Below are 23,176 nucleotides of genomic sequence, written 5' to 3' on the forward strand. Positions count from 1 at the left end.
GCTTTGGACCGGAGTATGTGTCGTCGGCCCATGTGCCGGGGCTCTCACAGCTCGTAACTTCTTGCGCCATGACGGCAGAACCCGTGGCGGTCCCCCACGTCGTGCAGGTCGACCTCGCCGGTCGGACCGCCCTGGTCACCGGGGGCGGGAGCGGCATCGGGCGGGCCTGTGCCCTGCGGCTGGGCGCGGCCGGCGCCAAGGTGCTCGTGGTGGACCGCAACCTGGAGGCGGCCAAGGCGGTGGCCGCCGAGGCCGGCGGTCGGGCCGAGGGCGTGGACCTGGCCGACCCCGCCGCGGTGGACCGGCTCGACGCGGACGTCGACATCGTGGTCAACAACGCCGGGCTCCAACACGTCGCCCCGCTGCAGGACTTCCCGGTCGAACGCTTCGAGTACATCCAGCGGGTGATGGTCGAGGCGCCGTTCCTGCTGATCCGTCGGGCGCTGCCGCACATGTACGCGCGCGGCTGGGGCCGGATCGTCAACATCTCCTCGGTGCACGGGCTGCGCGCCTCGCCGTACAAGGCGGCCTACGTCTCGGCCAAGCACGCGCTGGAAGGGCTGTCGAAGGTGGTGGCGTTGGAGGGCGCAGCACACGGTGTGACGGCCAACTGCATCAACCCGGCGTACGTGCGCACGGCGCTGGTGGAGAGCCAGATCGCCCACCAGGCCGCCAGTCACGGCATCGACGAGTCTGAGGTGATCGAGAAGATCATGCTGGCCCGCGCGGCGATCAAGCGGCTGATCGAGCCCGAGGAGGTGGCGGAGTTGCTGGCGTACCTCTGCTCGCCCCCGGCGGCCTTCATCACCGGCGCGTCGATCGCCCTCGACGGGGGCTGGACGGCGAACTAGTGCGCCCGAGCACAATGTCGACCATGTCGTCGTCGGTGGAGTTCCTGGAGCTGCTCGCCCGCGAGGCCGCACCTGTGGAGTTCGAGGGTCCACTGGTGGCCGCGCGGGCCGCCGGTCTGCCGGCCGACCGGCTGGCCGAGCTGGAGCAGGCCAGGACGGTGGCGCTGCGGGTCCGCGCGCTACTGGAGCGCCGGCGTCGCCGGGAGACCGAGCTGTCCGGCCTGTACGACACGGTAAGTGACCTGGCCGGCCTGCGGGACCTGGACGACGTGCTGCGGGCGATCGTGCACCGGGCGCGCAATCTGCTCGGCGCCGACGTGGCCTACATGACGCTCAACGACGACGAGCGCGGCGACACGTACATGCGGGTGACCGACGGGTCGGTCTCGGCCCGCTTCCAACGTCTGCGGTTGCCGATGGGCGCGGGCCTCGGTGGCCTGGTGGCCCAGTCCGGCGCCCCGTACGTGACGGCGAACTACGGCGAGGACGAGCGCTTCCACCACACCGGGGAGATCGACGCCGGCGTCGGTGAGGAGGGCCTGGTGGCGATCCTCGGCGTGCCGCTGCGGCTCGGTTCGACCTCGATCGGGGTGCTCTACGCGGCCAACCGCTCCGCCCGGCCGTTCGTCCGGGAGGAGGTGGCGCTGCTGGTGTCCCTCGCCGCGCACGCCGCGGTGGCGATCGACACCGCCCGGCTGCTGGCCGAGACCCGTTCGGCGCTGGCCGAGCTGTCGGCGGCGAACACCACCATCCGGGCGCACAGCAGCTCGGTAGAGCGGGCCGCCGCGGCGCACGACCGGATGACGGCGCTTGTGCTGCGCGGCGGCGGGGTGGAGGACGTGGCCGCCGCGGTGACCGAGGTGCTGGGCGGGGCGCTGCTGGCGTTGGACGCCGAGGGGCGGCTGCTGGCCCGGGTGGGCGAGATCGACGAGCCGGACCGGACGGACATCGTCGAGGCGGTGGCCGCGTCGCGAACCGAGGGGCGCAGTGTGCGCCGCGGCCCGCTCTGGTACGCGGCGGTGGTGGCGGGCGCGGAGAACCTGGGCGCGCTGGTGCTGCGCCCGGACGACGAGCTGGTCGACGCCGACCAGCGGATCCTGGAGCGGGCGGCGCTGGTGACCGCGCTGCTGCTGCTGTTCCGGCGGACCGTCGCCGAGGCCGAGGGGCGGGTCCGTGGCGAGCTGCTGGACGACCTGATCGCCCGGCCGTTGCGGGACACCGACGCGCTGCGCAGCCGGGCCCGCCGGTTGGCTGTGGACCTGGACGCCCCGCACGTGCTGGTGGCGGTGGGCGACGACGCGATCGCCGCGACCGGTTCGGCCCGGCAGCGGGTGTTGTCCTGGGCCACCACGTACGCCTCGGCGCGTGGTGGCCTGGCGGCGGCGCGCGACGGTCGGGTGGTGCTGATGCTGCCCGGTCGAGACGCCGGTGGCAGCGCCCGTGCGGTGGCCCGGGACCTGTCCCGGGTGACCGGCCGCCCGGTGACCGCCGGTGCGAGCGGCCCGGCCACCGGGCCGACGGCGCTGGCCGGGACGTTCCACGAGGCGGACCGGTGCCTGACCGCGCTGGGCGCGCTGGGCCGGGCCGGGCAGGGGGCGAGCACGGCGGAGCTGGGCTTCGTCGGGCTGCTGCTGGGCACTGTCGGTGACCGGGGCGAGACGGACGTGACTCAATTCCTGCGCGCCACCGTCGGTCCGGTGGTCGACTACGACGCCCGGCGGGGTACGGCGCTGGTGAAGACGTTGGAGGCGTACTTCGGGGTGGGTGGCAGCCTGGCCCGGGCCGCCGAGCAGCTGCACGTGCACGTCAACACGGTGACTCAGCGGTTGGAGCGGGTCGGTCAGCTGCTCGGCGCGGACTGGCAGAGGCCGGAGCGGGCGCTGGAGGTGCAGTTGGCGCTGCGCCTGCACCGGCTGCGCACCCCCGCCGCCTGATCGGGGGCGGTCAGCGGGCCTGGATGCCGGCCAGGACGGTGTCGACGACCTGCGCGGGCAGGGTCCGTTCGTCCAGCTCCGGGTTCCACTGGAGCACCCGTTGGATCAGCATCGGCCCGGTGAGCAGCGCCATGGTCACCTCGATGTCGATGTCGGCGCGGATCACGCCCTCGTCGATGCCGCGCCGCAGCACCTCGCGCATCAGCTGCCGTCGCGGGGCGATGATGCTCTGGTAGAGCCGGAAGTGGTCCGGGCTGCGGTTCACCTCGGGCACCAGGCACGGCATGATCTTCGACGCGCGCGGGTCGACGTTCCTCCCGATGGCGCCGACCAGCAGGATCAGGTCGTCCCGGACGGAGTGTCCCTCGGGTTGCGCCATGATGCCCTTGAGCCGTCGCAGCGCGTCCAGCAGCAGCGCTTCCTTGCCGGCCCACCGGCGGTAGATGGTGGCCTTGCCGACCCCGGCGCGGGCGGCGATCGCCTCGATCGAGAGCGCCTCGATGGTGCTGCCCTCGGCGAGCAGGTCGAGGGCGGCCTCGATGATCGCCTCGTCGGCGCGGACGCTCCGCGGTCGCCCGGGCGACCGCGGAGCATCAGCGGTGGACGTCATGTCCGACATTGTTCCCGAACCTATGCCCTGCCGGCCAACTCGGGCTCGGCGACAGGCGCCGCCGCGGCGCCGGTCGCGGTCTCCCGACCCGGCATCCAGCGCAGCACCACAAGCATTCCGAGCGCGGCGACCAGCGCGGAGAGGCCCGCGGCCCAGTGCATGGCGGTGACGAAGGCGTCGTTGGCCGCCGCGATCAGCGTCGGCGCCGCCGGCCCGAGCTGCCCGGCCGCCGCGTACGCCCCGGAGATCGACTCGTTGGCCGCGTCCTGGGCCTGGGTGGGCAGGCCGGTCAACGCGTCGCTCACGTCGGCGCGGTAGACCGCGGAGAGCACCGAGCCGAGGACGGCCACGCCGAGCGCGCCGGCGACCTGGCGGACGGTGTTGCTCACCGCGGAGCCGACGCCGGCCTTCTCCCGCGGCAGCGCCGACATGATCGACTCGGTGGCGGGCGGCATGATGTTCGCCATTCCGACGCCCTGGATGAAGAACACGACAAGCACGATCCAGATCGGGGTGGACGCGCCGATGAAGGCGAACGCGGCGAGCGCCACCACGGTCAGCGCGAGGCCGACGGTGGCCACGGCCCGACCGCCGTAGCGGCGGACCATCGCGGCGCTGCGCGGCGCGAAGATCAGCTGCGCGCCGGCGAAGGGCAGGAAGAGCAGGCCGGTCTGGAGCGGGCTGTAGTCGCGCACGAGTTGCAGGTAGAACGAGCTGAAGAACATCACGCCCATCGCGGCGAAGAACACCAGGCCGACGATTGCCACCGGCGCTGCGAAGCGCGGCACCTTGAACAGCCGGACGTCCAGCGACGGGTGGTCGGAGCGCATCTCGTGCCGCACGAACCAGGCCAGCACGGCGAGGCCCACCAGGATCGAGCCCCAGGCCACCGGGCGGTCGAAGCCGTGCTCGCCACCGTCGATGATGCCGTAGGAGAGGGCCACCAGGCCGACCACGGAGAGCAGGACGCCGAGCAGGTCGACGCGGCCGGGACGCGGGTCACGCGACTCGGGGACGAGCAGCGCCACCAGGATCACGCCGGCGACGACCACCGGGACGTTGATCAGGAAGACCGAGCCCCACCAGAAGTGCTCCAGCAGCGTGCCGCCGAGGATCGGGCCGATCGCCACGGCCAGGCCGACCGCGCCCGCCCAGACGCCGATGGCCCGACCGCGCTCGCGCGGGTCGAAGACGTTGGAGATGATCGAGAGCGTCACCGGCATGATGGCCGCGCCGCCGACCCCCATCAGGGCGCGGGCCGCGATGAGCTGCGCGGGGCTGTCGGCGTACGCCGAGAGCAGCGACGCCAGGCCGAACAGCGCCAGCCCGATCATGAGGAAGCGCTTGCGGCCGGCGCGGTCGCCGAGCACTCCGAAGGTGAACAGCAGCCCGGCGAAGACCAGGGTGTAGGAGTTGATGGACCACTCCAGCTCGCCCTGGCTGGCGCCGAGGCCGTGCACCGGGTCGGCCAGGGTGCGCAGGGCGACGTTGAGGATCGTGTTGTCCAGGACCACGACGAGGAGGCTGATCACCAGCACCCCCAGGATCGCCCACCTCCTCGGATGTCCTGTGTTGTCGTGCAGTTCCATGCCCGGTTCTCCCCCCGGTTTCACCCGCCGCAATACGATACGGGTCAGACTCGTAACGGCGATCAGACTACGACGGCTAATAACGATACGGAACGGTTTCGTATCTCATGTGGCGGGCGTCACGTCCGGAACGACGCGGGGGGGGCGCACGGCCGGCCGGGGTTCAGCGCGGACGCGTGGCGTCCAGGCAGACGTCGACGGCAGCCGACAGCGTGTCCAGCCGGCGGGCCGGCGCGGCGAGCGGCTCGATCCAGCCCGGCCCGGCGCCGTACACCCGCAGGAGCGGAAAGTCCCGCGCGAACCGCACCAGGCGGTACGCGCGGCCGGTGACCGGCGTCTGCGACCAGAGCACGACGGTATGCGGCACGGCCCGGTGCACGGCGCTGGTCAACGCCGACCAGGGCAGCGCGGGGCCGAGGTGCAGACAGCCGCGCCCCCGCTCGCGCAGCGCGGCGGCGAGCGCGTGCAGGCCGAGCGAGTGCGCCTCCTTCTCGGCGCCGGCCAGCAGCACCCCGCCGGTGGGCAGCGACCGGCCCGGCTCCCGGCGGTACACGTCCAGGCCGACCCGGACGCCCTCGCACAGGGCGCGTTCCACGGCGATCTCGGCGGCGGTACGCCCCGACAACTGGACCAGCAGCGGCCGGCAGACCTGCTCCCACAGCGCCGGCACACCCCACCCGTCAGCGAACTCCAGCACCAGCGTGGCGACACGGCTACCGTCCAGGTCCTCGGCCGCCAGGCGGACCTGCTTGTGCGCGGTCTCCACGGCCTCGGCCGGCATCGGATCGGTAAACACAGACGTACCCCCGGGTAGACGTTCCCTACCCGGGGGTTCGCTGGAACGACGCGCGGCGGATGCGCCGTCGCGGAATTTACCGGCGGCGGGCCGCCAACCGGTGGGCCAGCGCGGCGGCGCTGCCCCAGATGCCGCGCCGGAACAGCACCACCACGAGGACGAAGATGCCGCCGGTGACCAGGCCGATCGCCTCGAACCCGGAGAACGACAGCCAGTCCTCCAGTCGCACGACGATCCCGGCGCCGAGCACCCCGCCCCAGAGGGTGCCGATCCCGCCCAGCACCACCACGATGACGGCCTTGCCGGAGGTGGTCCAGTGCAGCACGTCCAGCGAGACGAAACGGTGGCCGACCGCGAAGAGCCCACCGCCCAGGCCGGCGATGAACCCCGACAGGACGAACGCGGTCAGCTTGTAGCGGTGCACCGGGTAGCCCAGCGCCCGGGCCCGGGCCGGGTTGTCCCGGATGCCGACCAGCACCCGGCCGAACGGCGAGTGCACGATCCGCCAGGCGGCGGCCAGCCCGAGCAGCACGATCGGCAGGATCGCGTAGTAGAAGTAGTAGTCGTCGGTGAGGTCCAGGCCGAACAGCTCCCGGGGTACGCCCTGCAGGCCGTTCTCGCCCTGCGTCACCGAGCGCCACTCGTTGGCGACGTAGTAGACCATCTGCGCGAAGGCCAGGGTCACCATGGCGAAGTAGATGCCGGTCCGCTTCACCGCCAGGTAGCCGATCGGCACCGCCAGCACCGCCGCGGCGAGCGCCCCGGCCAGCACCGCGAGGGGGAACGGCAGGCCGGCGTGGATGGCCACCAATCCGGTGACGTACGCCGAGGTGCCCCAGAACGCCGCGTGCCCGAAGGACATCAGCCCGGTGAAGCCGAGCAGCAGGTCCACCGCGACGGCGAACAGCGCCCAGCAGAGGATGTCCACCGCGACCGCCGGGTAGAGGCCGTTGGGCAGCCACACCGCGACCAGCAATCCGACGGCGAGCAGCGCGTACCGCGCCCACCCGGGGACGTGGGCGACGGCGACCAGCCCGGACGGCGGGGACGGACGGGACGCGTCGGCGGGAGTGTCCACGGTGCTGGTCATGCCGGCGCCTCCTCACGGCCGAACAGCCCGGCCGGACGCCAGAGCAGCACGCCGGCCATCACGACGAAGACGATCGTCTGCGACACGATCGGGAAGTGCGACAGGTACGCCTCGCCCCACGCCTGCACCAGGCCGATGCCGAAGCCGGCGGCGACGGACCCGAAGATGGAGCCCAGCCCGCCGATCACCACCACCGCGAACACCACGATGATCAGGTCGGCGCCCATCAACGGGTTGACCGCGCGCATCGGCGCGGCCAGCACCCCGGCCAGGCCGGCCAGCCCGATGCCGAAGCCGAAGACCGGGGTCACCCACCGTCCGACGTCGATGCCGAACGCGCGGGTCAGGTCCGGTCGCTCGGTGGCCGCGCGGACCACCATGCCGATCCGGGTCCGGGTCAGCACCCACCACACCGCGACGCAGAGCAGCGCCGCGAAGCCGAGGATGAACACCCGGTACGTCGGGAAGTCGAACAGCCCGAAGTTCACCGACCCACTCAACAGCGACGGAGTGGCGTACGGGCTGGACTGCACGCCGTAACGCAGCTTCACCAGGTCCTGCAGGATCAGCGTCAGGCCGAAGGTGAGCAGGAAGTTGTAGAGCGGGTCCAGCCTGGTCAACCGGTGGATCACCGCGCGTTCCAGCGCCATGCCGAGCAGACCCAGCCCCACCGGCATGATCACCAGGGCCGCCCAGAACGGCACGCCCGCCTCGGTGAGCAGCACGTACGCGCCGAACGCGCCGAGCATGTAGAACGCGCCGTGGGCGAAGTTGACCACCCGCAGCATGCCGAAGATGACCGCGAGCCCGAGGGCGAGCAGGGCGTAGAACGCCCCGCTCACCAACCCGTTGAACGTGTTCTGCGCGAAGCCGCTCACCGCGAGCCGCTCACAGCTTGCAGTCCGCGGAGGGCGCGCGGAACGCCTCCGCGGCGGGGATCGTCTTGAGCACCTTCACGTAGTCCCACGGTTCGGTGACCTCGGACTGCGGCTTCACCTGGGCCAGGTACGCGTCGTGCACCACCCGGTGGTCCTCGGCGCGGATCTTCCCGTTGCGCAGGAAGACGTCCTCGACCGTCTTGCCCTCCAGGCCCTTGACCACGGCGTCCGCGTCGTCGGTGCCGGCCGCCTGCACCGCCTCCAGGTACTGCAACGCCGCCGAGTAGTTGGCCGCGTGCGCGAACGTCGGCCGGGTGCCGGCCTTGCGCTGGAAGCGGTCGGCGAACTCCCGGTTCTTCGCGTCGAAGTTCCAGTACCAGGCGTCGGTGTACGTGGTGCCGGCCAGCGCGGCCGGGGTGAGCGAGTGGATGTCGGTGAGGAACATCAACCCGACCGCCAGGCCGACGCCCTTCTCCCGCAGCTTGAACTCGTTGTACTGCTTCACCACGTTGACCAGCTCCGCGCCGGCCTGCATGGTGCCCAGCACGTCCGGCTTCGGGTTCAGGTTCGGCGCCTTGAGCAGGAAGGTGGAGAAGTCCCCGCTGGTGTTCGGGAACGGCGCCCCGTCCCTGCCGACCACCTTGCCACCGGCCGCCGTGATGGCTGTGGAGAAGCTCTTCTCCATGTCCTGACCGAAGGCGTAGTTCGGGTACAGGATGTACCAGTTCTTGCCGATCTGCTCGGTGGTGGTCTTCCCCGTGCCGTTGGCCAGCATGTACGTGTCGTACGCGTAGTGGAAGGTGTACCTGTTGCAGCTCTTGCCGGTCAGGTCGGTGGTCGCCGCGCCGATGTTGAAGTAGAGCTTCTTCTTCTCCTTCGCCACGTCGGCGACCTTCAGTGCCGCCGACGAGGTGGGTACGTCCAGGATGAGGTCGACACCCTTGCGGTCGTACATCTCCTGGGCCTTGGAGTTGGCCACGTCCGGCTTGTTCTGGTGGTCGGCCGTCTCCACGGTGATGTCCTTCGTCACCGCCTTGTCGCCGTACTTCGCGGTGAAGTCGGCGATGGCCATCTCCACAGCCGTCACCGAGTTCTTGCCGGACAACTCCGAGTACGCCCCGGACTGGTCGTTGAGCACGCCCAACACGATCTTGTCGCCGGTCAGCTTCTGGTCGCCGCCCGACTGGGGGCCACCGCCGCCGCACCCGGCGACCAGCACCACCGCGGCCGACGCCGCAGCCACACCCACCGTCCTGCGCATGCCCACTCCATCCATCCCGCGCGCCGTCGCGCGGATCGTCGTTGGGAGAAATCAGATCCCGAGGTACGCGAGCAGTTCGCGTTCGCGCGAGCGCACCTCGGAGTTGTCCATCGCCTCGGCGACGCGCCCCTCGGCCAGCAGGTAGTGCCGGTCGGCGACGCCCGTGGCGAAGTGCAGGTTCTGTTCGACAAGCAGCACGGTCACCCCGTGCCGCTTGGCCTCGCGCAGCAGGTCACCGACCTGCTGCACCAGCAGCGGCGACAGCCCCTCGGTGGGCTCGTCGCAGAGCAGCAGCCGGGCGCCCATCCGCAGCACCCGGGCCAGCGCGAGCATCTGCTGCTCGCCGCCGGAGAGCATGGTGGCCGCCGAGTCCCGCCGGGTGTACAGCGCGGGGAACGCCTCGTACACCCGCTCCAGCGACCACGGGTCGGGGCCGACGGTGGGCGGCAGCGTGAGGTTCTCGGTGACGGTCAGCGTCGCGTAGCTGCCCCTGTCGTCGGGCACCCAGCCCAGCCCGAGGCGGGCCCGCCGGTGCGCCGGCAGCCTGGTGATGTCCCGCCCGTCCAGCTCGACCGTGCCGCGCTGACCGGCGTGCAGCCCCATCACGCAGCGCAGCAGAGTGGACTTCCCGGCGCCGTTGCGCCCGACCAGGGTGACCACCTCGCCGGCGGAGACCTGGAGGCTGACGTCCCGCAGCACCTGCGCCTCACCGTAGAAGGCGGACAGGTTCTCAATGCGCAGCATCGGCGGCTCCCAGGTAGGCGGTGATCACACGCTCATCGGCGCGAACCTGCTCGTAGGGGCCCTCGACGAGGACCTTGCCGGCCTGGAGCACGGTGACGGTGTCAGCGAGGCGACCCACCACGCTCATGTTGTGCTCCACCATCACCACGGTCCGGCCCTGGCGGACCCGGCTGATCAGCTCGACGGTCCGGTCGACGTCCTCCAGGCCCATCCCGGCGGTCGGCTCGTCGAGCAGCAGCACCTTCGGGTCCAGCGCCAGGGCGATGGCCAGCTCCAGAGCCCGCTTGCGGCCGTACGCCAGCGCCTCCGACGGCGCGTGCGCCAGGTCGGCAAGCCCCACCATGGCCAGCAGCTCGTCGGCCCGCTCGGTGTAGCGACCCATCAGCTTGGCCGACCGCCAGAACCGCCAGCCCAGCCCGCTCGGGGACTGCAACGCCAGCGCGACGTGCTCGCGGGCGGACAGCTGCGGAAAGAGGCTGGTGATCTGGAACGAACGGGCCACGCCGAGCCGGGCGACCCGCTCCGGCGGCAGCCCGGTGACATCCCGCCCGGCCAGCTCGATGCGCCCACCACTGGGCGCGAGGAACCCGGTGAGCAGGTTGAACAGGGTGGTCTTGCCGGCGCCGTTCGGGCCGACCAGCGCGTGCACGCTGTCCGCCGCGACGTCCAGGTCGACGTCGTCGACCGCCCGGAATCCCCGGAAGTCCCGGGTCAGCCCGCGGGCCGACAGGAGCGCTTGCCCGGCCATCGCCTCATCCTCCGCACGCTCGCGGCGACTGTCGATCCGGTGACCGTGGTCACAGGCCCGTCGCGTGCAGGAAACCTACGGCGGGCCGCGCGAGTCGAGCCATGTCGATGAACTCCATATTCGGCGGTCAGGGGACGTGCGCGAACTCCACTCCCGCGTGCCTCCGGCTTGACCCAACCTCCTAGGTTGATGATCCACACAGCCCAGCGGAAGGTCCCCACCCCATGCCCGTCGGCTTCACCATGGCGATCGTCTTCGCCGTCGCCCTGGCGGTCAGCGCCGTCCTGGCCCTCGTCGCCCCCGCGCGGCCGCTGAAGCGGATGGCCGCCCTCGCGGCTCTCGGCTTCCTCGCCCTCACCCTGGTGGTCGGCATCGCCTCCAGCGCCCACTCGGTGCCCATCCGCTCGGTCGGCATCGTCACCAGCTTCGGCAAGCCCACCGGCGAGGTGACAGGCTCGGGCCTGAAGTGGGTCGCCCCCTGGCAGAAGGTCGGCGAGTGGGACGCCGGCCGGCAGAAGTACGACCACATCGGCGGCAACAACTGCGTACGGGTGCGCACCGGCACGCTCGCCGACGCGTGCGTCGAGGTGCTGATCGAGTGGCAGGTCAAGCCGGAGAACGCGCCGAAGCAGTTCATGGACTACAAGGGAGACTTCGTCAGCTTCCGGGGTCAGCGGGTGGGCGTGCAGCTCGACAGCGCCGTCAACGACGCGTTCGCCGCGTACAACCCGCTGGAGAAGATCGACGCCCAGACCGGTGACCTCAACGTCGACCTGAAACCGTTCGCGGCGAACATCAAGACCAGCGCGGAGACCCGACTCGCCACCGACGTGGACATCCTCTCGGTCACCATCACGCGGGTGAACCACGACGACAAGACCGAGGGCAACATCAAGGCGTTCCAGGACAAGCTGGCCCAGACCCGCAACCTGGAGCAGGACCGCAAGAACGCCGAGATCTCCAAGCAGATCACCGAGACCAACGCGAAGGTCGACAAGGTGACCCGCTGCCTGGAGATCGCCGAGAAGAACGGCGCCAACCCGGGTCTCTGCATCAACCCGGGCATCGTCACCGGCAAGTGAGAACGAGCCGGCCCGCACCGACACGATGCTCAGTCCAGGGTGACCACCCAGCGGGCGCCCTCGCCCCGGGCCAGCCGGTCGAACGCCGCCGGAGCCTCGTCCAGCGAAATCGTGCCGCTGACCAGCAGGCCCAGATCGAGTGTGCCGTCGGCCAGCTCGGCGGCCAGCACCGGCACCTCCCGGTCCGGGTCGGACGAGCCGTACACCGAGGAGCGCAGCGTCCGCGCGGAGTGGAAGATGTCCAGCGCGCCGAGGCTGACCATGTCGTCCTTGGCGCCCATGCCGACCACCGTCACCGCTCCCCCGCGCCGGGTGAGCCGCCAGGCGGCGCGGATGGTGGCGGCGCGGCCCACGCACTCGAAGGCGTGGTCGACGCCCCGGCTCTCGGTGCGGGCCCGCACCTCCTTGGAGAGCCTGTCGTCGGCGAGCAGGAAGTCGGTCGCCCCGGCGGCGAGAGCCAGGTCCCGCTTGGCCTCGGCGACGTCCACGGCCAGGATCGTCCTGGCGCCGGCCCGGCGGGCGGCGGTGAGCACGGCGAGCCCCACCCCACCGAGCCCGACGACGGCGACGGACTCTCCGGGCACCACCCGGGCGGTGTTACGGACCGCGCCGACGCCGGTGAGCACCGCGCAGCCGAGCAGCGCCGCCTGCGCGGCGGGCAGCCCGGCGGGGATCGGGATGACGGCGCGCTCGGGCACCACCACCGCCTCGGCGAGCGCACCGAGGCCGAGAGTCAGGTGCAGCGGCACGCCGTCGTCGGTCTCACCGCGCGGCACCGTCGGGGCGGTGGTGGCGGCGCAGAGCCACGGCTCGCCGCGCCGGCACCACCAGCAGGCCCGGCAGGCCGGCGCCCAGTTGAGCACCACCGGGGTGCCGACGGCCAGGTCCACGCCCGGCCCGGTCCCGGCCACCACTCCGGTCGCCTCGTGCCCGAGCACCAGCGGGAACCTCGCCGCGAGGGTGCCGTTGACCATCGACAGGTCGGAGTGGCAGACCCCGGCCGCCGTGATCGCCACCCGCACCTCACCGGGGCCGGGAGCGGGCAGGCGTACCCGCTCGACCCGCAGCTCGGCCCCGGACCCGCGCGCGACAAGCGCGCGGACGGTGACCGGCGCGGTCCCGGTCGTCGACTCGGGGGCGCTCATCGCTGGATCGCCTTCAGCTCGCAGAACTCGGCGAGCCCGTGCACACCCAACTCGCGGCCGAGCCCTGACTGCTTGTAGCCGCCGAACGGCGCGAGCGGGTTGAACGCAGCGCCGTTGATGTCGACCGCGCCGGTGCGCAGTCGTCGGGCGACGGCGAGGGCCGCGTCGGTGTCGGCGGACCAGACCGCCCCGGCCAGCCCGTACCGCGAGTTGTTGGCGATGGCGACGGCCTCGTCGGTGTCGGTGAACGGGAGGACGGCGAGCACCGGGCCGAAGACCTCCTCCTGGGCGAGCGCACTGTCGGGGTGCACGTCGGCGAAGACGGTCGGTGCGACGAAGTGACCCCGGTCCGGCACGGGTGCGTCGGGGCCCCCGGCGACGAGGCGGGCGCCGTCGGCGAGCACCCGGTCGACGTGGCCGCGTACCCGTTCGGCCTGGGCGGCGGAGACCAGCGGGCCGAGCCGGGTGGCCGGGTCGAACGGGTCGCCGAGGCGGTAGCCGGCCACCGCCGTGGCGACCAGGTCGAGCGCCTCGTCGTACCGGTCGCGGTGCACAAGCATCCGGGTCCACGCCGTGCAGGTCTGCCCGGAGTTGAGCAGGGCGTTGCCGACGCCGACCTTGACGGCGGTGGCCAGGTCGGCGTCGGGGAGGATCACGTTCGCGGACTTGCCGCCCAGTTCCAGGGCGACGCGGGCGATCCGCTCGGCGGCGAGCCGCATGATCCGGGTGCCGGTGGCGGTGGAGCCGGTGAACGAGACCAGGTCGACGTCCGGGTGCCCGGCGAGTGCCTCGCCGACGACCGGGCCGGTGCCGGGGACGAGGTTGAGCACGCCCGGCGGCAACCCGGCCTCGGTTACCGCGTCGAAGAGCAGGTACGCGGTGAGCGGGGTCAGCTCGCTGGGTTTGAGCACCACCGTGCAGCCGGCGGCGAGCGCGGGCGCCAGCTTCGCCATCACCTGGTGCAGCGGGTAGTTCCACGGGGTGATCGCGCCGACCACGCCGATCGGCTCGCGGACCACGAGGGAGTTGCCGATGGTCTCCTCGACCGGTGGGCGGGCGGCGAGCGCGACGTGGTCGCGCAGCACGGTCAGCGGCAGCCCGACCTGCACCCGGGTGGCGAGCTTGAGTGGGGCGCCCATCTCGACGGCGATGGTGCGGGCGAGGTCGTCGGCGCGTACGGCGAGCGCGGTGTGCAGCCGGTCCAGATGGCTGGACCTGTCGGCGGGCGCGAGCGCCGCCCAGCCGGGGAAGGCGGCGCGGGCCGCGGCGACGGCGGCGTCCACATCGGCGGCCGTGCCGGCGGGCACCTGCCCGAACAGCTCGCCGGTGCTCGGGCTCTCCACGTCGATCACGTCGGTGCCGGCGGGAGACGTCCATTCGCCGCCGATGTGCAGGTGGCGCCGGAGGCGCAGGGCGTCGGGTAGCTGCGACGGCGGGGCGGCGAGGTCCATGGCGTCCCTTCGGGGGCGGGCGACGGGCGACGAAACTAGCGCTGGGAGTTTGGACGCTACCCGCTCGGCCGGGCGGACTCCACCGGGCCGACGGTGCGGGCGTACTCGGCGGTCAGGCCGTGCAGCAGGGCGTCCAGGCCGAGCGCGAAGGCGCCCTCGTCGACGCTCTGCTGGTGCTCGGCGAGCCGGTGCGCGTCGCGCAGGTGCGGGTAGTGCGCCGCGTACAACTCGGGCTCCTCGACGAACCCGCGGGCGAACGAGCCGAGCGCCGAGCCGGCCACGAAGTAGCGCAGCGCCGCGCCGATGTGGGTGGCCCGCGCGGGCGGCCAGCCGGCGCGGACCAGGCCGCCGTAGACCGCGTCGGCCATGGCCAGCGCGGCCGGTCGCCGGCCGGGCCCCTGCGCCAGGTACGGCACGATGTTCGGGTGCGCGGTGAGCGCCCGCCGGTACGACCAGGCCCAGTCGCGCAGGGCGGCGACCCAGTCCCGGCTGGCGAAGCCGCTGGTGTCGACGGCGCCGGTGACCGTATCGGCGACCGCGTCGAGGATCTCGTCCTTGGTGGCGAAGTGGTTGTACAGCGACGGACCGCGGACGCCCAACTCGGCGGCGAGCCGGCGGGTGGAGAACGCCGGCAGGCCCTCGGCGTCGATGAGCGCGGTGGCGGTGTCGACGATGAGCTGCCGGGTGAGCCGGGGCTGGCGGGGTCGGGGCACTGCGCTCCTCGCGGTCGCGGCGGCCAGGTCTGGACGCGGCAAAACTTACACCGCTAGTTTAAGGGTGACCGGCCGCACAGACGCCAGGAGGACCAACGTGGACTTTTCGCTGACCGACGAGGAGCGGGCGGTACGGGACACCGTCCGGTCGTTCATCCAGCGCGAGGTGATGCCCCTGGAGGCGGAGGTGCTCCGCCGGGAGCGGGCGCACCAGCCGGGCCTGGAGCACTCCGAGGTGCGCGAGCTGCAACTCAAGGCGCGCAAGTTCGGCTTCTGGGGCCTGGCCACCCCCGAGGAGTACGGCGGGATGAACCTGCCGGCCGTCCTGCAGTCGCTGATCTGGACGGAGCTGGGCCGCACGTTCGTGCCGTTCCGCTTCGGCGGCGAGGCGGACAACATCCTGTTCCACGCCACCGAGGAGCAGAAGCGCGAGTTCCTCATCCCGACCATCGAGGGCGAGCGACGGTCCTGCTTCGCCATCACCGAGCCGGGCGCGGGCTCGGACGCGGCGAACATCCGGCTGTCGGCCCGCCGCGACGGCGACGACTGGGTCCTCGACGGCGAGAAGACCTTCATCACCGGCGGCCACGACGCCGACTTCGCCATCGTGGTCGCGGTGACCGACCGGGAGAAGGGCGCCCGCAACGGCGGCGCCACCGCGTTCCTGGTGGACCGGTCCATGGGCTGGCGCTCGGAGTTCATCCAGACCATGGGCGAGGGCGGGCCCGCGTCGCTGATCTTCGACGGCGTACGCGTGCCGCACCGCAACACCCTCGGCGAGATCGGGCAGGGCTTCACGCTCGGCATGGAGTGGATCGGCAAGGGCCGCTACACCATCCCGTCGCACGCCATCGGCATCGCCGAGCGGGTCCTGCAGATGGCGATCGACTACGCCAACACCCGGGAGACCTTCGGCGCGAAGATCGGCACCAACCAGGCCATCCAGTGGATGATCGCCGACTCGGAGACCGAGCTGGAGGCGGCCCGCTGGCTGGTGCTGCGCTCGGCGTGGACAGTCGACCAGGGTCTGGACCCCCGGCACGCCTCGTCGATGGGCAAGCTCTACGGCGCCGGGATGGTCAACCGGGTGGTCGACCGGGTGCTCCAGATCCACGGCGGTATGGGCTACACCCGGGAGCTGCCCATCGAACGCTGGTACCGGCAGGTCCGGCTCTACCGCATCTTCGAGGGCACCGACGAGATGCAGCGGCTGATCATCTCCCGTGACCTGCTGCGCGGGTATACGAAGATCGGCGGTCACCTGGCCTGAGCCGGGTCACCCCGTCAACGCGGTGAGCGCCGCGTCCACATCCGCTTCGGTGGAGTAGACGTGGAAGGAGGCGCGGACCCGCCCGGCGCGCACGGCCGCCCGGATGCCCGCCGCTTCCAGGCGCCGCTGGGCGTCCGGCACGTCGACGGTGACGATGGCGCTGTCCCCCGCTGGCCGGCCCAGGCCGGTCAGGAACCGGTTGGCCAGCGCCACGTCGTGCTCCCGGATCGCCGGCACACCGATCTGGGCGACCAGCTCCATGGCGGGAGCCGCGCCGACCCAGCTGAACCAGGCCGGGGAGATGTCGAACCGGCGGGCGTCGTCGGCCAGCCGCAGCGGCGGGCCGTAGTAGGAGGCGTGCGGGTCACCCCCCGCGAACCAGCCGGCCGCGTCCGGGCGCAGACGGTCGCGCAACGCCGGGGCCAGATAGGCGTACGCGGTGCCACGCGGGTTCATCAGCCACTTGTAGCCACCCACCGCCACCACGTCGGCGAGGCTGCCGTCGAAGGGCAGCCACCCGCACGCCTGGGTCGCGTCGACCACCACCAGCGCGTCGTGCGCGCGGGCGGCGGCCACGATCTCGTCGTACGCGGCGACCGACCCGTCGGCGGACTGCACCAGGCTGAACGCGACCAGGTCGGTGTCGGCGTCGATCGCGTCGACAAGCCGATCCGCCGGCACCGTGCGGACCGTGACACCCCGCTCCTCCTGCACCAGCCAGGGGAACAGGTTCGAGGTGAACTCCCTACCCAAATCCAGGGGTAAAACCCAAGGGAAGGAGTTGCCATGAAAGAACAATCGGCAGAACAGAGAACGTGCCTACAAGTGGCACTAGAACGGCTGGAAGAACGCTCTATTAAAGAATCAACTTACGTGAGCTACCTAAAGACTCTGCGGCTTCTGAATCTGGAAGACTTCCCTTATGGAAAGCTGAGTCCTCGAATCCTTAGCCAACGGCTTTCAACCGTCCTGACGGATAGTACCAGACGGAAGCACGCCATTAACCTTCGCGCCACGCTCGGTGTGAAGATTCCTGTAGCAAAAGCCAAACAGAAGGAATACGAGCTACCTACGGTTGCAGAGCTTCACCAGACTTTCGAGGATTCTGTCTACCGGATTCATGCCTTCACGATGCTTTACGCTGGTGCCCGGATTTCCGAATCTCTGCTGAAGCAGCCCATCAAAGGGAACGTTATTACGTTTGACAGGCAGAGAGTCCACCTCACCTACGAGATTACGTCTCCCAAAACGTCCGGCCCTGTCGTTGTTCCGGAATGGTTTGCGAGGGAGTATCAGGCTACAGACCCCAAAGACTTTGAGCGTGGACATCCAACGGTCTATAAGGGCATCCGTAGAAGAACTCTCAAGATGCTTGGTGTTGAGATGAATCCGCACATGCTCCGTCATGCCTTTTGCATGGCACTAGTGGACATGGGTGCGAACCCTCGGATTCTCATGGCGCAGATGCGTCATCAGTCCGTAGAGGTCTCCCTTCAGTTCTATACGCAAGCCAGGAACACAGACATCCAGGCCTTGATGGAGAGGTTCGGCAAGTAACCACAGAAGGTAGAAGGAAAGGCCCTGAGAGCGATTCTCAGGGCCTTTCTCTGCGTCTTGCATGTCTTACCCCTAAGATTCTCTGTGACCCCTAGGGAAGCCTGACGGAGCCCGGACGCCTGGACGTGAGCTAAAACCTAAAGCACGCTCATATGTCTCGGTTAGAGCACAACCGGCACACACAGCGGTATCCCTAGATGCTTCATCTAGACACACGGTTACAAGACAGTACGGCTCAAAGCTAGAGCCGCATCTAGTACAGGTTAGATAATCGTTCATTCTCATACTCCTAATCCTTCTAGGCTTACATGCTTCCAGGTTCTTCCGGTCTTAATAGCGCTAAGGGTTGAATCATGCACACCGAAAGCCTCTGCTAGTTCACTCTGGTTCAAAACTCCTCCAATCATCAATCTCAGTTGCTTAACCTCTAGCACGCTCAGTCTTGCGGCATGAACCTTCTCGCCTTCTACTAACGTCCCATGCTTCTCGCGGTCTGCCTGGTTTGCTGCCGGCGTATCAACCCTAAGGTTCTCTAGCCGGTTGTCGAACGGTCTACCGTTCTGGTGACAGACGTGCATCCCTTCAGGGATTGGACCAATGAAAGCTTCGATTACCAGTCGGTGAACCTTCTTTGACTTTGGCTTCTCGCCTATACGGCACAGGTCTACAACCCGGTAGTTATCTCTGTCGCGCTTCAGCGCCAAAAGTCTTGGCTTATCTCTTAGGGCAGTTCCTCTGCCCTGCTTTCGGTAACTTCTAACTCTGCCAAGGTTCGAGACTTCGTAACCTCTATAACCTGGAACTGCTTTCCATACTTCTTTCATGATTATTTCTCCTTATACAGATAACGCCGGGAGATTCCCCGGCGATTAACGGTGTTTGATGTTCCCTTGATTTGCGGCAAGCAAAAGCGCAGCCGTATTACTTCTCTCTTGTAGTACCTTGATTCTTCGAATAAGAGTTACGTATTAGAGTTGATAGAAAGTATCTAGTAAAAGGCTTCTACAAGCCGGGCTCCCACAGGCCCGGCATTTTCTATCAATAATCAATTCAATATAACTAAACCCTATAACTTTTCTTACCGAATACTAGGCACACGTCAGTGTGCCCTTAGAAGTTGAACACTGGGGAGGGTATATAGGGAGGGGGTTCAGGTGTTCAGTTGTTCAGTTCCCCTCCCTAGTTCCATCCCTTCCCCTCTGCGTAAGAAGCTCCGGTAGCAGCACGGCTGAAAGCCATACGGGCTGCATCTGCACTCTCGTACTGTCCAGGGAAGTTCTCGTAGAGCTTCTTACCAACAGCAGCTTTACTCTTCAGTCCCGTAAAGGCAGGGTTGCTGTTCACTTCGTCTAGGAGCCCTCTACGCTTCAGGTGAGTGTCTTCACCGCGTACCCGCTTGTCCTTCTTAATCTCTTCCGTTAGAAGGTCGTAGGTAGCCGTCAGGCTGTCTCCCTGGTACTTGACCGAAACACTCATGCTCATCTCCGGAGTGTCGTTACCGGAGATTCCTAGGTTTAGCGTCTGGTCACCAGACTTCAGCACATCGACGTTATGCCGCATCCAGGCGGCGTACTTCGTATGCCCCATAGGGCCTCTAGGTGTGTAATCCATGTAGTCCTTACCGGAGTGATGAAGGGCTACAACAGGAACACCGTTAGCAATGATCTTGTCTAGGTTCATTAGAACCTCGTTCGCTCCCTCTGCCTGATTGCTGTTTCCCTCGGTAGCTCCGAGGATGTTGTCAAAGACGAAAAGTGCAGGCTTCATCTCGGTTACCTCTGGAACAATGAAGTTCCAATCAGCACAGGCAAAGTCAGCTACGAACACTCGACTATCACAGCCGTAATGGAACGAGCGTCTTCCCCACTTCTTAGCTTCTCCAGGATCAGTACACACGATCATTACGTTGCCGTGCTGGTTTACCTTCTTTCCGAGGAAGGTTTCTTCCTGGTTTGCAATCGCCGAAACCATACGAGCAGTTAGGTTCGTCTTTCCTGCTTTCGGCTTTCCGGTGATCATCGTTGCGTCGGAGTGAATTAGACCTTCGATAACGAAGGATGGTGTCATGTCGTCCAACCTCTTCCAATAGGTTGCTGGTTTAAATAGCTGCATAGTTCTTCTCCTGTTGAATGTTCGATTTCCCTTGTCAGGAGCGGATTTCTCCTGTCACTAACACTGTATTGTCCTGTGCTCGATATAGGAGACACGCGCTCCTAGCGTGCCTAGTCTCAGGTGCTCAGAAATTTTTAGGATCTGATGTCTCCTGATCTCTCGATAGGATGCTATTAGATAGATGAGAAGACAAAATCAGGGCGTAAGCCCTCTGCCCTCCTGGAAGGGAGAGAGCTAACCCACCAGGAGGTCACATGTCAAAGAGTCTTGAGCCTAGGGCCTACTACGGTCCTGCTCGACTAGTGGAAGTAGTCAGCAAGCCCTACAAGACAGAACGCTCTGTAGGTACCGTTCGTCTAGCCGTTCTTCAGTGTGTCTGCGGGAACACCTTCACGCGAGAGCTACGAAAGCTCCACAACGAAACGGCTACGACTAACTGTGGTTGTGTCGTGAACACGGAGAGAGTCAAGGCGATCCTAAATCGCTCGTAGGTTTCTGGATTAGAAGTAGTTCAGAAAGGCAGTAACGAAAGCTGTCAAAGTTGTTTCTCCGTTTGATGTTCGCGCTCCCTTGTGCAGTACCGGGGCGGTACGGGTTTACCCATTACCCTGCCGCCCCCACAAGTTCCCCTCTACAGGCAGAGGGGTTATCAGGGGTCAGACGCCCCGTCCATCTTCGGAACACCTTGGATATGCCGGGCTTGTCACCCGGCATTCCTCTTTAAGCTTCCCTGCTATCCGTCGCCACGGAGCAGGGTTGTCACCCAATCCGACGACATTCAATGTCGGGGTGAATTTTGCTGATGATGTCAGCAAGCCATTTATTGAGGGGGCCGGAGTCATCACCGGCCCTCTCTCCCTATCTTTCCCCTGTTCCTCTCCAAGCCGGGAGCGTCAGAGTGGTAGGGGTCCCCTGACGCTCCCTTTTACTTTCCTGACACCCCTAAGGAGATGCAATGAAATACGAGATCGACCTAGCCAGGTTCCCAACCAAAGACGACAGATACCACTACGCCTACTTCGTAGACCTGGGAAACACTATCGTGGAAATCGGTCACACCGATGATCTGAGATCGACTATGCATCGCTGGATGCAGTCTGAGGACTGCCGGCAGATTTGGATTTCCAGACCGTATAAGACGGACGTAGAGCCTCCAGACCCTCGGGTTGTCGAAGAATTTGGACTGCAAATGGACGACTGGGAGTGGTCGTATATGCAGTGCCTAGAGTTCGCTAACCGCGCAAAGGTTGGGAAGCTATCGGAGTGTCGTTTCATCGGTTTGCCTCTTGACGTAATCAAGGCATGGGCGAGACACGTTGACATGGGACCTGGACAGACTCACATCTTTAGCTAGGCAAAGACTTAGAAGAGAAGGGAGGCAGGGGCCTCATGGGAACACCGAACTATCCGCCCAACATGGGCGATGAATGGAACAAGCTTAAGCGTGACGTCAAAGGTGCCTTTACCTCTGCCAACCTGAGAGTAGGCATGGCAAAGATTGGTGCGAAGGTAGTCGAGGTTTCAGGACGGCTAAACATTACTAACGGCCGGATGGAAGTCTTTGACGGCTCCGGCATCAGCAAGGTAAAGCTAGGACTTCTGGATGATGGTTCATACGGCCTAGAAGCCGTTGATCCTAAGATGGTTCTTTCTAACGGTTCCATCAGTGCCGAGAACCCATTCGGGCAAACAATCGTTCAAATGGGAAGGCTCGAAGATGGAGACTTTGGTCTAGCCGTACTGAATCAGGCGAACGAACTAGTTAAGCTCTCTGATTTCGTATTCGGTCCAACACAGCAAATCGCAGATGCTCAGTTCGTCACGTCTAGCACTTCTTATGTGGGTAACGTCAACGGACCTGCTGTAACGGTCAACGTTCCTAGTACCGGACGGGTGATGGTTATTGTGTCTGCTCGTATTGGTTGGTCTGGAAGTGGCGGTGAACATGGTGGAGCTATGAACATCGAATTAGACGGAGCAAATACCATCGCTCCGACTTCAGGGAACAGCCCTGGTGTTAACCGCTACGAGAACATTGGTGGAGCAACTTTCCACAACTCTTTCGCCATGGCTAGCCGTACCCGATTCATTGAAGGCCTGAACCCAGGGCCGACGAACTTCTCAGCTCGATACTGCTCTCTTGTTTCCGGACAGTCCGCAGACTTTCAGAACAGAGTCCTAGCAGTGTTCCCGTACTAGGTGCCTAGTCCGCATAGCCCAGAAGGGTCACCAGTCCACCTAGACCCTCCCTGACAGGGCCCAGGTCCCCACGCTCACAGCGTGGCGTAGAACAGGCTCAGATCAAAGCTAAGCGCTTAGATGAGGTTCTGGTGCCCTTTCCCTGCCCTTGCTAATCCAGCCTCTCTCAGAGGCTCACAGCAGCACAGTAGACACAGAAGAGCTGTAGACCAGTCACCTTCGTATCTCAGTATCAGGATGCTGGTTCTACCTCTCATCAGAATCATGCAGATGCAAATCAGCTCTTTCCATTCGTCTGCATTCTCTTCTGTTGCATCTATTCGTCACGCAATTCTTTCAAACAAGCAACGGCTGAGAACTGTTGATGCATTCTTTGATGAATGTACTGATGAATAGTTATGCATGGGGTGAGGGGGTATATCCCCTTTCACGTTTCAGCCGGTCGGTGAAGGGGCTGGGGATAGGCTTCCTCCCGCCCTAGAAGTATTTTCCAGTCCAGGGCTTTATGCATAATATGCGGCCCAATACCCACCATTTAGAGGGAGGTGACACCTCATGGCACTTACGACCATTCCGAAAGACAACCCAGCAGGACACAGAAAGCCTGCCTGGGACACAACGCATCTCCCCCGTAGGGATGGAACTCTCATCGGTCCTGAGCTTCCAACCTCCCAGGAATGGAGACAGGAAACTAGAGACTGGTACGACATGTGGCGTCGCCACGAAATCGCGCCATTCCTAGAGACCTCAGACTGGATGCACCTTCAGTCAACGGCAGTCCTTGTAGACCTCTTCTGGTCTGAAGATGTGAAGCCGGGTACGAAGGTAACCCTGTGGGCAGAAATTCGCCGATGCCAGGCAGGCTACGGCGCAACTGTTCTAGACCGGCTAAAGCTCCGCATGAGTTTTGTAGAGCCTCAGGCAGAGAGCACTGATGCCCCTTCTCAGAAGGTTGACTACTCAGACCTTCTAGACGACTAACCGGCTTTCATGCTCGGTAGCAAGACGCTACCTGTAGTCCTGGTGACTCCTGAGCTTCATAGCCAATCACAAAGACTTCCCTCCCGTCTAAACGGAGAGGGCTAGGCAGGCTGGTCCTGTCTTTTGTTCTATCCGCTTACAGCCGTTCAGTCGGCAAGAGACTTT

21 protein-coding genes and 1 pseudogene are annotated in these 23,176 nt (G+C 66.5%); 8 read left to right on the top strand and 14 right to left on the bottom strand.

The genetic code is table 11. The annotated features are described in order from the left end of the window. Nucleotides 1-68 precede the first annotated feature (68 nt). Both FHG89_RS31520 and FHG89_RS31525 read left to right on the top strand, forming a co-directional pair. Complete coding sequence (locus FHG89_RS31520) at nt 69-851, top strand: 3-hydroxybutyrate dehydrogenase (RefSeq protein ID WP_139588029.1); 783 nt, start codon at nt 69-71, stop codon at nt 849-851. Nucleotides 852-865: 14 nt separating this feature from the next. Then, complete coding sequence (locus tag FHG89_RS31525; RefSeq protein ID WP_139588030.1) at nt 866-2,785, top strand: helix-turn-helix domain-containing protein; 1,920 nt, start codon at nt 866-868, stop codon at nt 2,783-2,785. Nucleotides 2,786-2,795: 10 nt separating this feature from the next. Here the strand turns inward: FHG89_RS31525 and FHG89_RS31530 are convergent, their stop codons facing one another. From FHG89_RS31530 to FHG89_RS31565, 8 genes are all read right to left on the bottom strand, one after another. Then, on the bottom strand, nt 2,796-3,404 hold the full coding sequence (locus FHG89_RS31530; protein ID WP_139588031.1) for a TetR/AcrR family transcriptional regulator: 609 nt from the start codon (nt 3,402-3,404) through the stop codon (nt 2,796-2,798). 11 nt (nt 3,405-3,415) lie between these two features. Then, nucleotides 3,416-4,984, bottom strand: a complete 1,569-nt coding sequence (locus FHG89_RS31535) for a DHA2 family efflux MFS transporter permease subunit (protein WP_139588032.1) — start codon at nt 4,982-4,984, stop codon at nt 3,416-3,418. A gap of 163 nt (nt 4,985-5,147) precedes the next feature. Next, nucleotides 5,148-5,780: a transcriptional regulator gene (locus FHG89_RS31540; protein WP_244296043.1), complete on the bottom strand. Its 633-nt coding sequence runs from the start codon at nt 5,778-5,780 to the stop codon at nt 5,148-5,150. 76 nt (nt 5,781-5,856) lie between these two features. Then, nucleotides 5,857-6,870 carry a branched-chain amino acid ABC transporter permease gene (locus tag FHG89_RS31545; protein WP_139588033.1) on the bottom strand — a complete coding sequence of 338 codons (1,014 nt, stop codon included), beginning with the start codon at nt 6,868-6,870 and terminating at the stop codon, nt 5,857-5,859. Then, nucleotides 6,867-7,748, bottom strand: coding sequence for a branched-chain amino acid ABC transporter permease (locus tag FHG89_RS31550; protein ID WP_139588034.1), 882 nt, complete (start codon nt 7,746-7,748; stop codon nt 6,867-6,869). Before FHG89_RS31550 ends, FHG89_RS31545 begins: the two co-directional genes overlap by 4 nt. A 10-nt stretch (nt 7,749-7,758) precedes the next feature. Further along, nucleotides 7,759-9,009: an ABC transporter substrate-binding protein gene (locus FHG89_RS31555; RefSeq protein ID WP_208761176.1), complete on the bottom strand. Its 1,251-nt coding sequence runs from the start codon at nt 9,007-9,009 to the stop codon at nt 7,759-7,761. 51 nt (nt 9,010-9,060) lie between these two features. Continuing rightward, the gene (locus tag FHG89_RS31560; RefSeq protein WP_139588036.1) at nt 9,061-9,753 is read right to left on the bottom strand and encodes an ABC transporter ATP-binding protein; all 693 of its coding nucleotides are present in this window, start codon (nt 9,751-9,753) and stop codon (nt 9,061-9,063) included. Further along, nucleotides 9,740-10,501, bottom strand: a complete 762-nt coding sequence (locus tag FHG89_RS31565) for an ABC transporter ATP-binding protein (RefSeq protein ID WP_139588037.1) — start codon at nt 10,499-10,501, stop codon at nt 9,740-9,742. The genes FHG89_RS31560 and FHG89_RS31565 overlap by 14 nt, the downstream gene beginning before the upstream one ends. A gap of 224 nt (nt 10,502-10,725) precedes the next feature. Between FHG89_RS31565 and FHG89_RS31570 the strand changes: the two genes are divergently transcribed. After that, nucleotides 10,726-11,583 (top strand): SPFH domain-containing protein, encoded by an 858-nt coding sequence (locus FHG89_RS31570; RefSeq protein WP_139588038.1) that lies wholly within the window; start codon nt 10,726-10,728, stop codon nt 11,581-11,583. A 29-nt stretch (nt 11,584-11,612) separates the two neighbouring features. Here the strand turns inward: FHG89_RS31570 and FHG89_RS31575 are convergent, their stop codons facing one another. Genes FHG89_RS31575 through FHG89_RS31585 form a run of 3 tightly spaced genes read right to left on the bottom strand, consistent with a single transcriptional unit; the run spans nt 11,613 to nt 14,892 of the window. Continuing rightward, nucleotides 11,613-12,728 carry an alcohol dehydrogenase catalytic domain-containing protein gene (locus tag FHG89_RS31575; RefSeq protein ID WP_139588039.1) on the bottom strand — a complete coding sequence of 372 codons (1,116 nt, stop codon included), beginning with the start codon at nt 12,726-12,728 and terminating at the stop codon, nt 11,613-11,615. Beyond that, entirely contained in the window at nt 12,725-14,179 is a 1,455-nt protein-coding gene (locus FHG89_RS31580; protein WP_139588040.1) for an aldehyde dehydrogenase family protein, read from the bottom strand. The genes FHG89_RS31575 and FHG89_RS31580 overlap by 4 nt, the downstream gene beginning before the upstream one ends. A 56-nt stretch (nt 14,180-14,235) precedes the next feature. Further along, nucleotides 14,236-14,892, bottom strand: coding sequence for a TetR/AcrR family transcriptional regulator (locus FHG89_RS31585; protein ID WP_139588041.1), 657 nt, complete (start codon nt 14,890-14,892; stop codon nt 14,236-14,238). Between the two features lie 97 nt (nt 14,893-14,989). On the opposite strand from FHG89_RS31585, the gene FHG89_RS31590 reads away from it, so the two are divergent. Further along, entirely contained in the window at nt 14,990-16,162 is a 1,173-nt protein-coding gene (locus tag FHG89_RS31590; RefSeq protein WP_139588042.1) for an acyl-CoA dehydrogenase family protein, read from the top strand. A 6-nt stretch (nt 16,163-16,168) separates the two neighbouring features. On the opposite strand, the pseudogene FHG89_RS31595 reads toward FHG89_RS31590, so the two are convergent. Further along, nucleotides 16,169-16,906, bottom strand: a pseudogene (locus tag FHG89_RS31595) (aminotransferase class V-fold PLP-dependent enzyme); the annotation flags it as partial. A gap of 42 nt (nt 16,907-16,948) precedes the next feature. Here FHG89_RS31595 and FHG89_RS31600 point away from each other — a divergent pair. Continuing rightward, nucleotides 16,949-17,719 (top strand): tyrosine-type recombinase/integrase, encoded by a 771-nt coding sequence (locus FHG89_RS31600; protein ID WP_139588043.1) that lies wholly within the window; start codon nt 16,949-16,951, stop codon nt 17,717-17,719. Nucleotides 17,720-18,000: 281 nt separating this feature from the next. Here the strand turns inward: FHG89_RS31600 and FHG89_RS31605 are convergent, their stop codons facing one another. Next, complete coding sequence (locus FHG89_RS31605) at nt 18,001-18,543, bottom strand: NUMOD4 domain-containing protein (RefSeq protein ID WP_139588044.1); 543 nt, start codon at nt 18,541-18,543, stop codon at nt 18,001-18,003. Between the two features lie 355 nt (nt 18,544-18,898). Next, nucleotides 18,899-19,786, bottom strand: a complete 888-nt coding sequence (locus tag FHG89_RS31610; protein WP_167517580.1) for an AAA family ATPase — start codon at nt 19,784-19,786, stop codon at nt 18,899-18,901. 1,000 nt (nt 19,787-20,786) lie between these two features. Between FHG89_RS31610 and FHG89_RS31615 the strand changes: the two genes are divergently transcribed. From FHG89_RS31615 to FHG89_RS34540, 3 genes are all read left to right on the top strand, one after another. Beyond that, nucleotides 20,787-21,185, top strand: a complete 399-nt coding sequence (locus tag FHG89_RS31615) for a hypothetical protein (protein ID WP_139588046.1) — start codon at nt 20,787-20,789, stop codon at nt 21,183-21,185. Nucleotides 21,186-21,220: 35 nt separating this feature from the next. Next, complete coding sequence (locus FHG89_RS31620; protein WP_139588047.1) at nt 21,221-22,030, top strand: hypothetical protein; 810 nt, start codon at nt 21,221-21,223, stop codon at nt 22,028-22,030. A gap of 555 nt (nt 22,031-22,585) precedes the next feature. After that, nucleotides 22,586-23,011 carry a phage terminase small subunit gene (locus FHG89_RS34540; protein ID WP_482809827.1) on the top strand — a complete coding sequence of 142 codons (426 nt, stop codon included), beginning with the start codon at nt 22,586-22,588 and terminating at the stop codon, nt 23,009-23,011. Nucleotides 23,012-23,176: the final 165 nt, after the last annotated feature.

It is taken from the genome of Micromonospora orduensis (genome assembly GCF_006228125.1).
GTDB lineage: Bacteria > Actinomycetota > Actinomycetes > Mycobacteriales > Micromonosporaceae > Micromonospora > Micromonospora orduensis.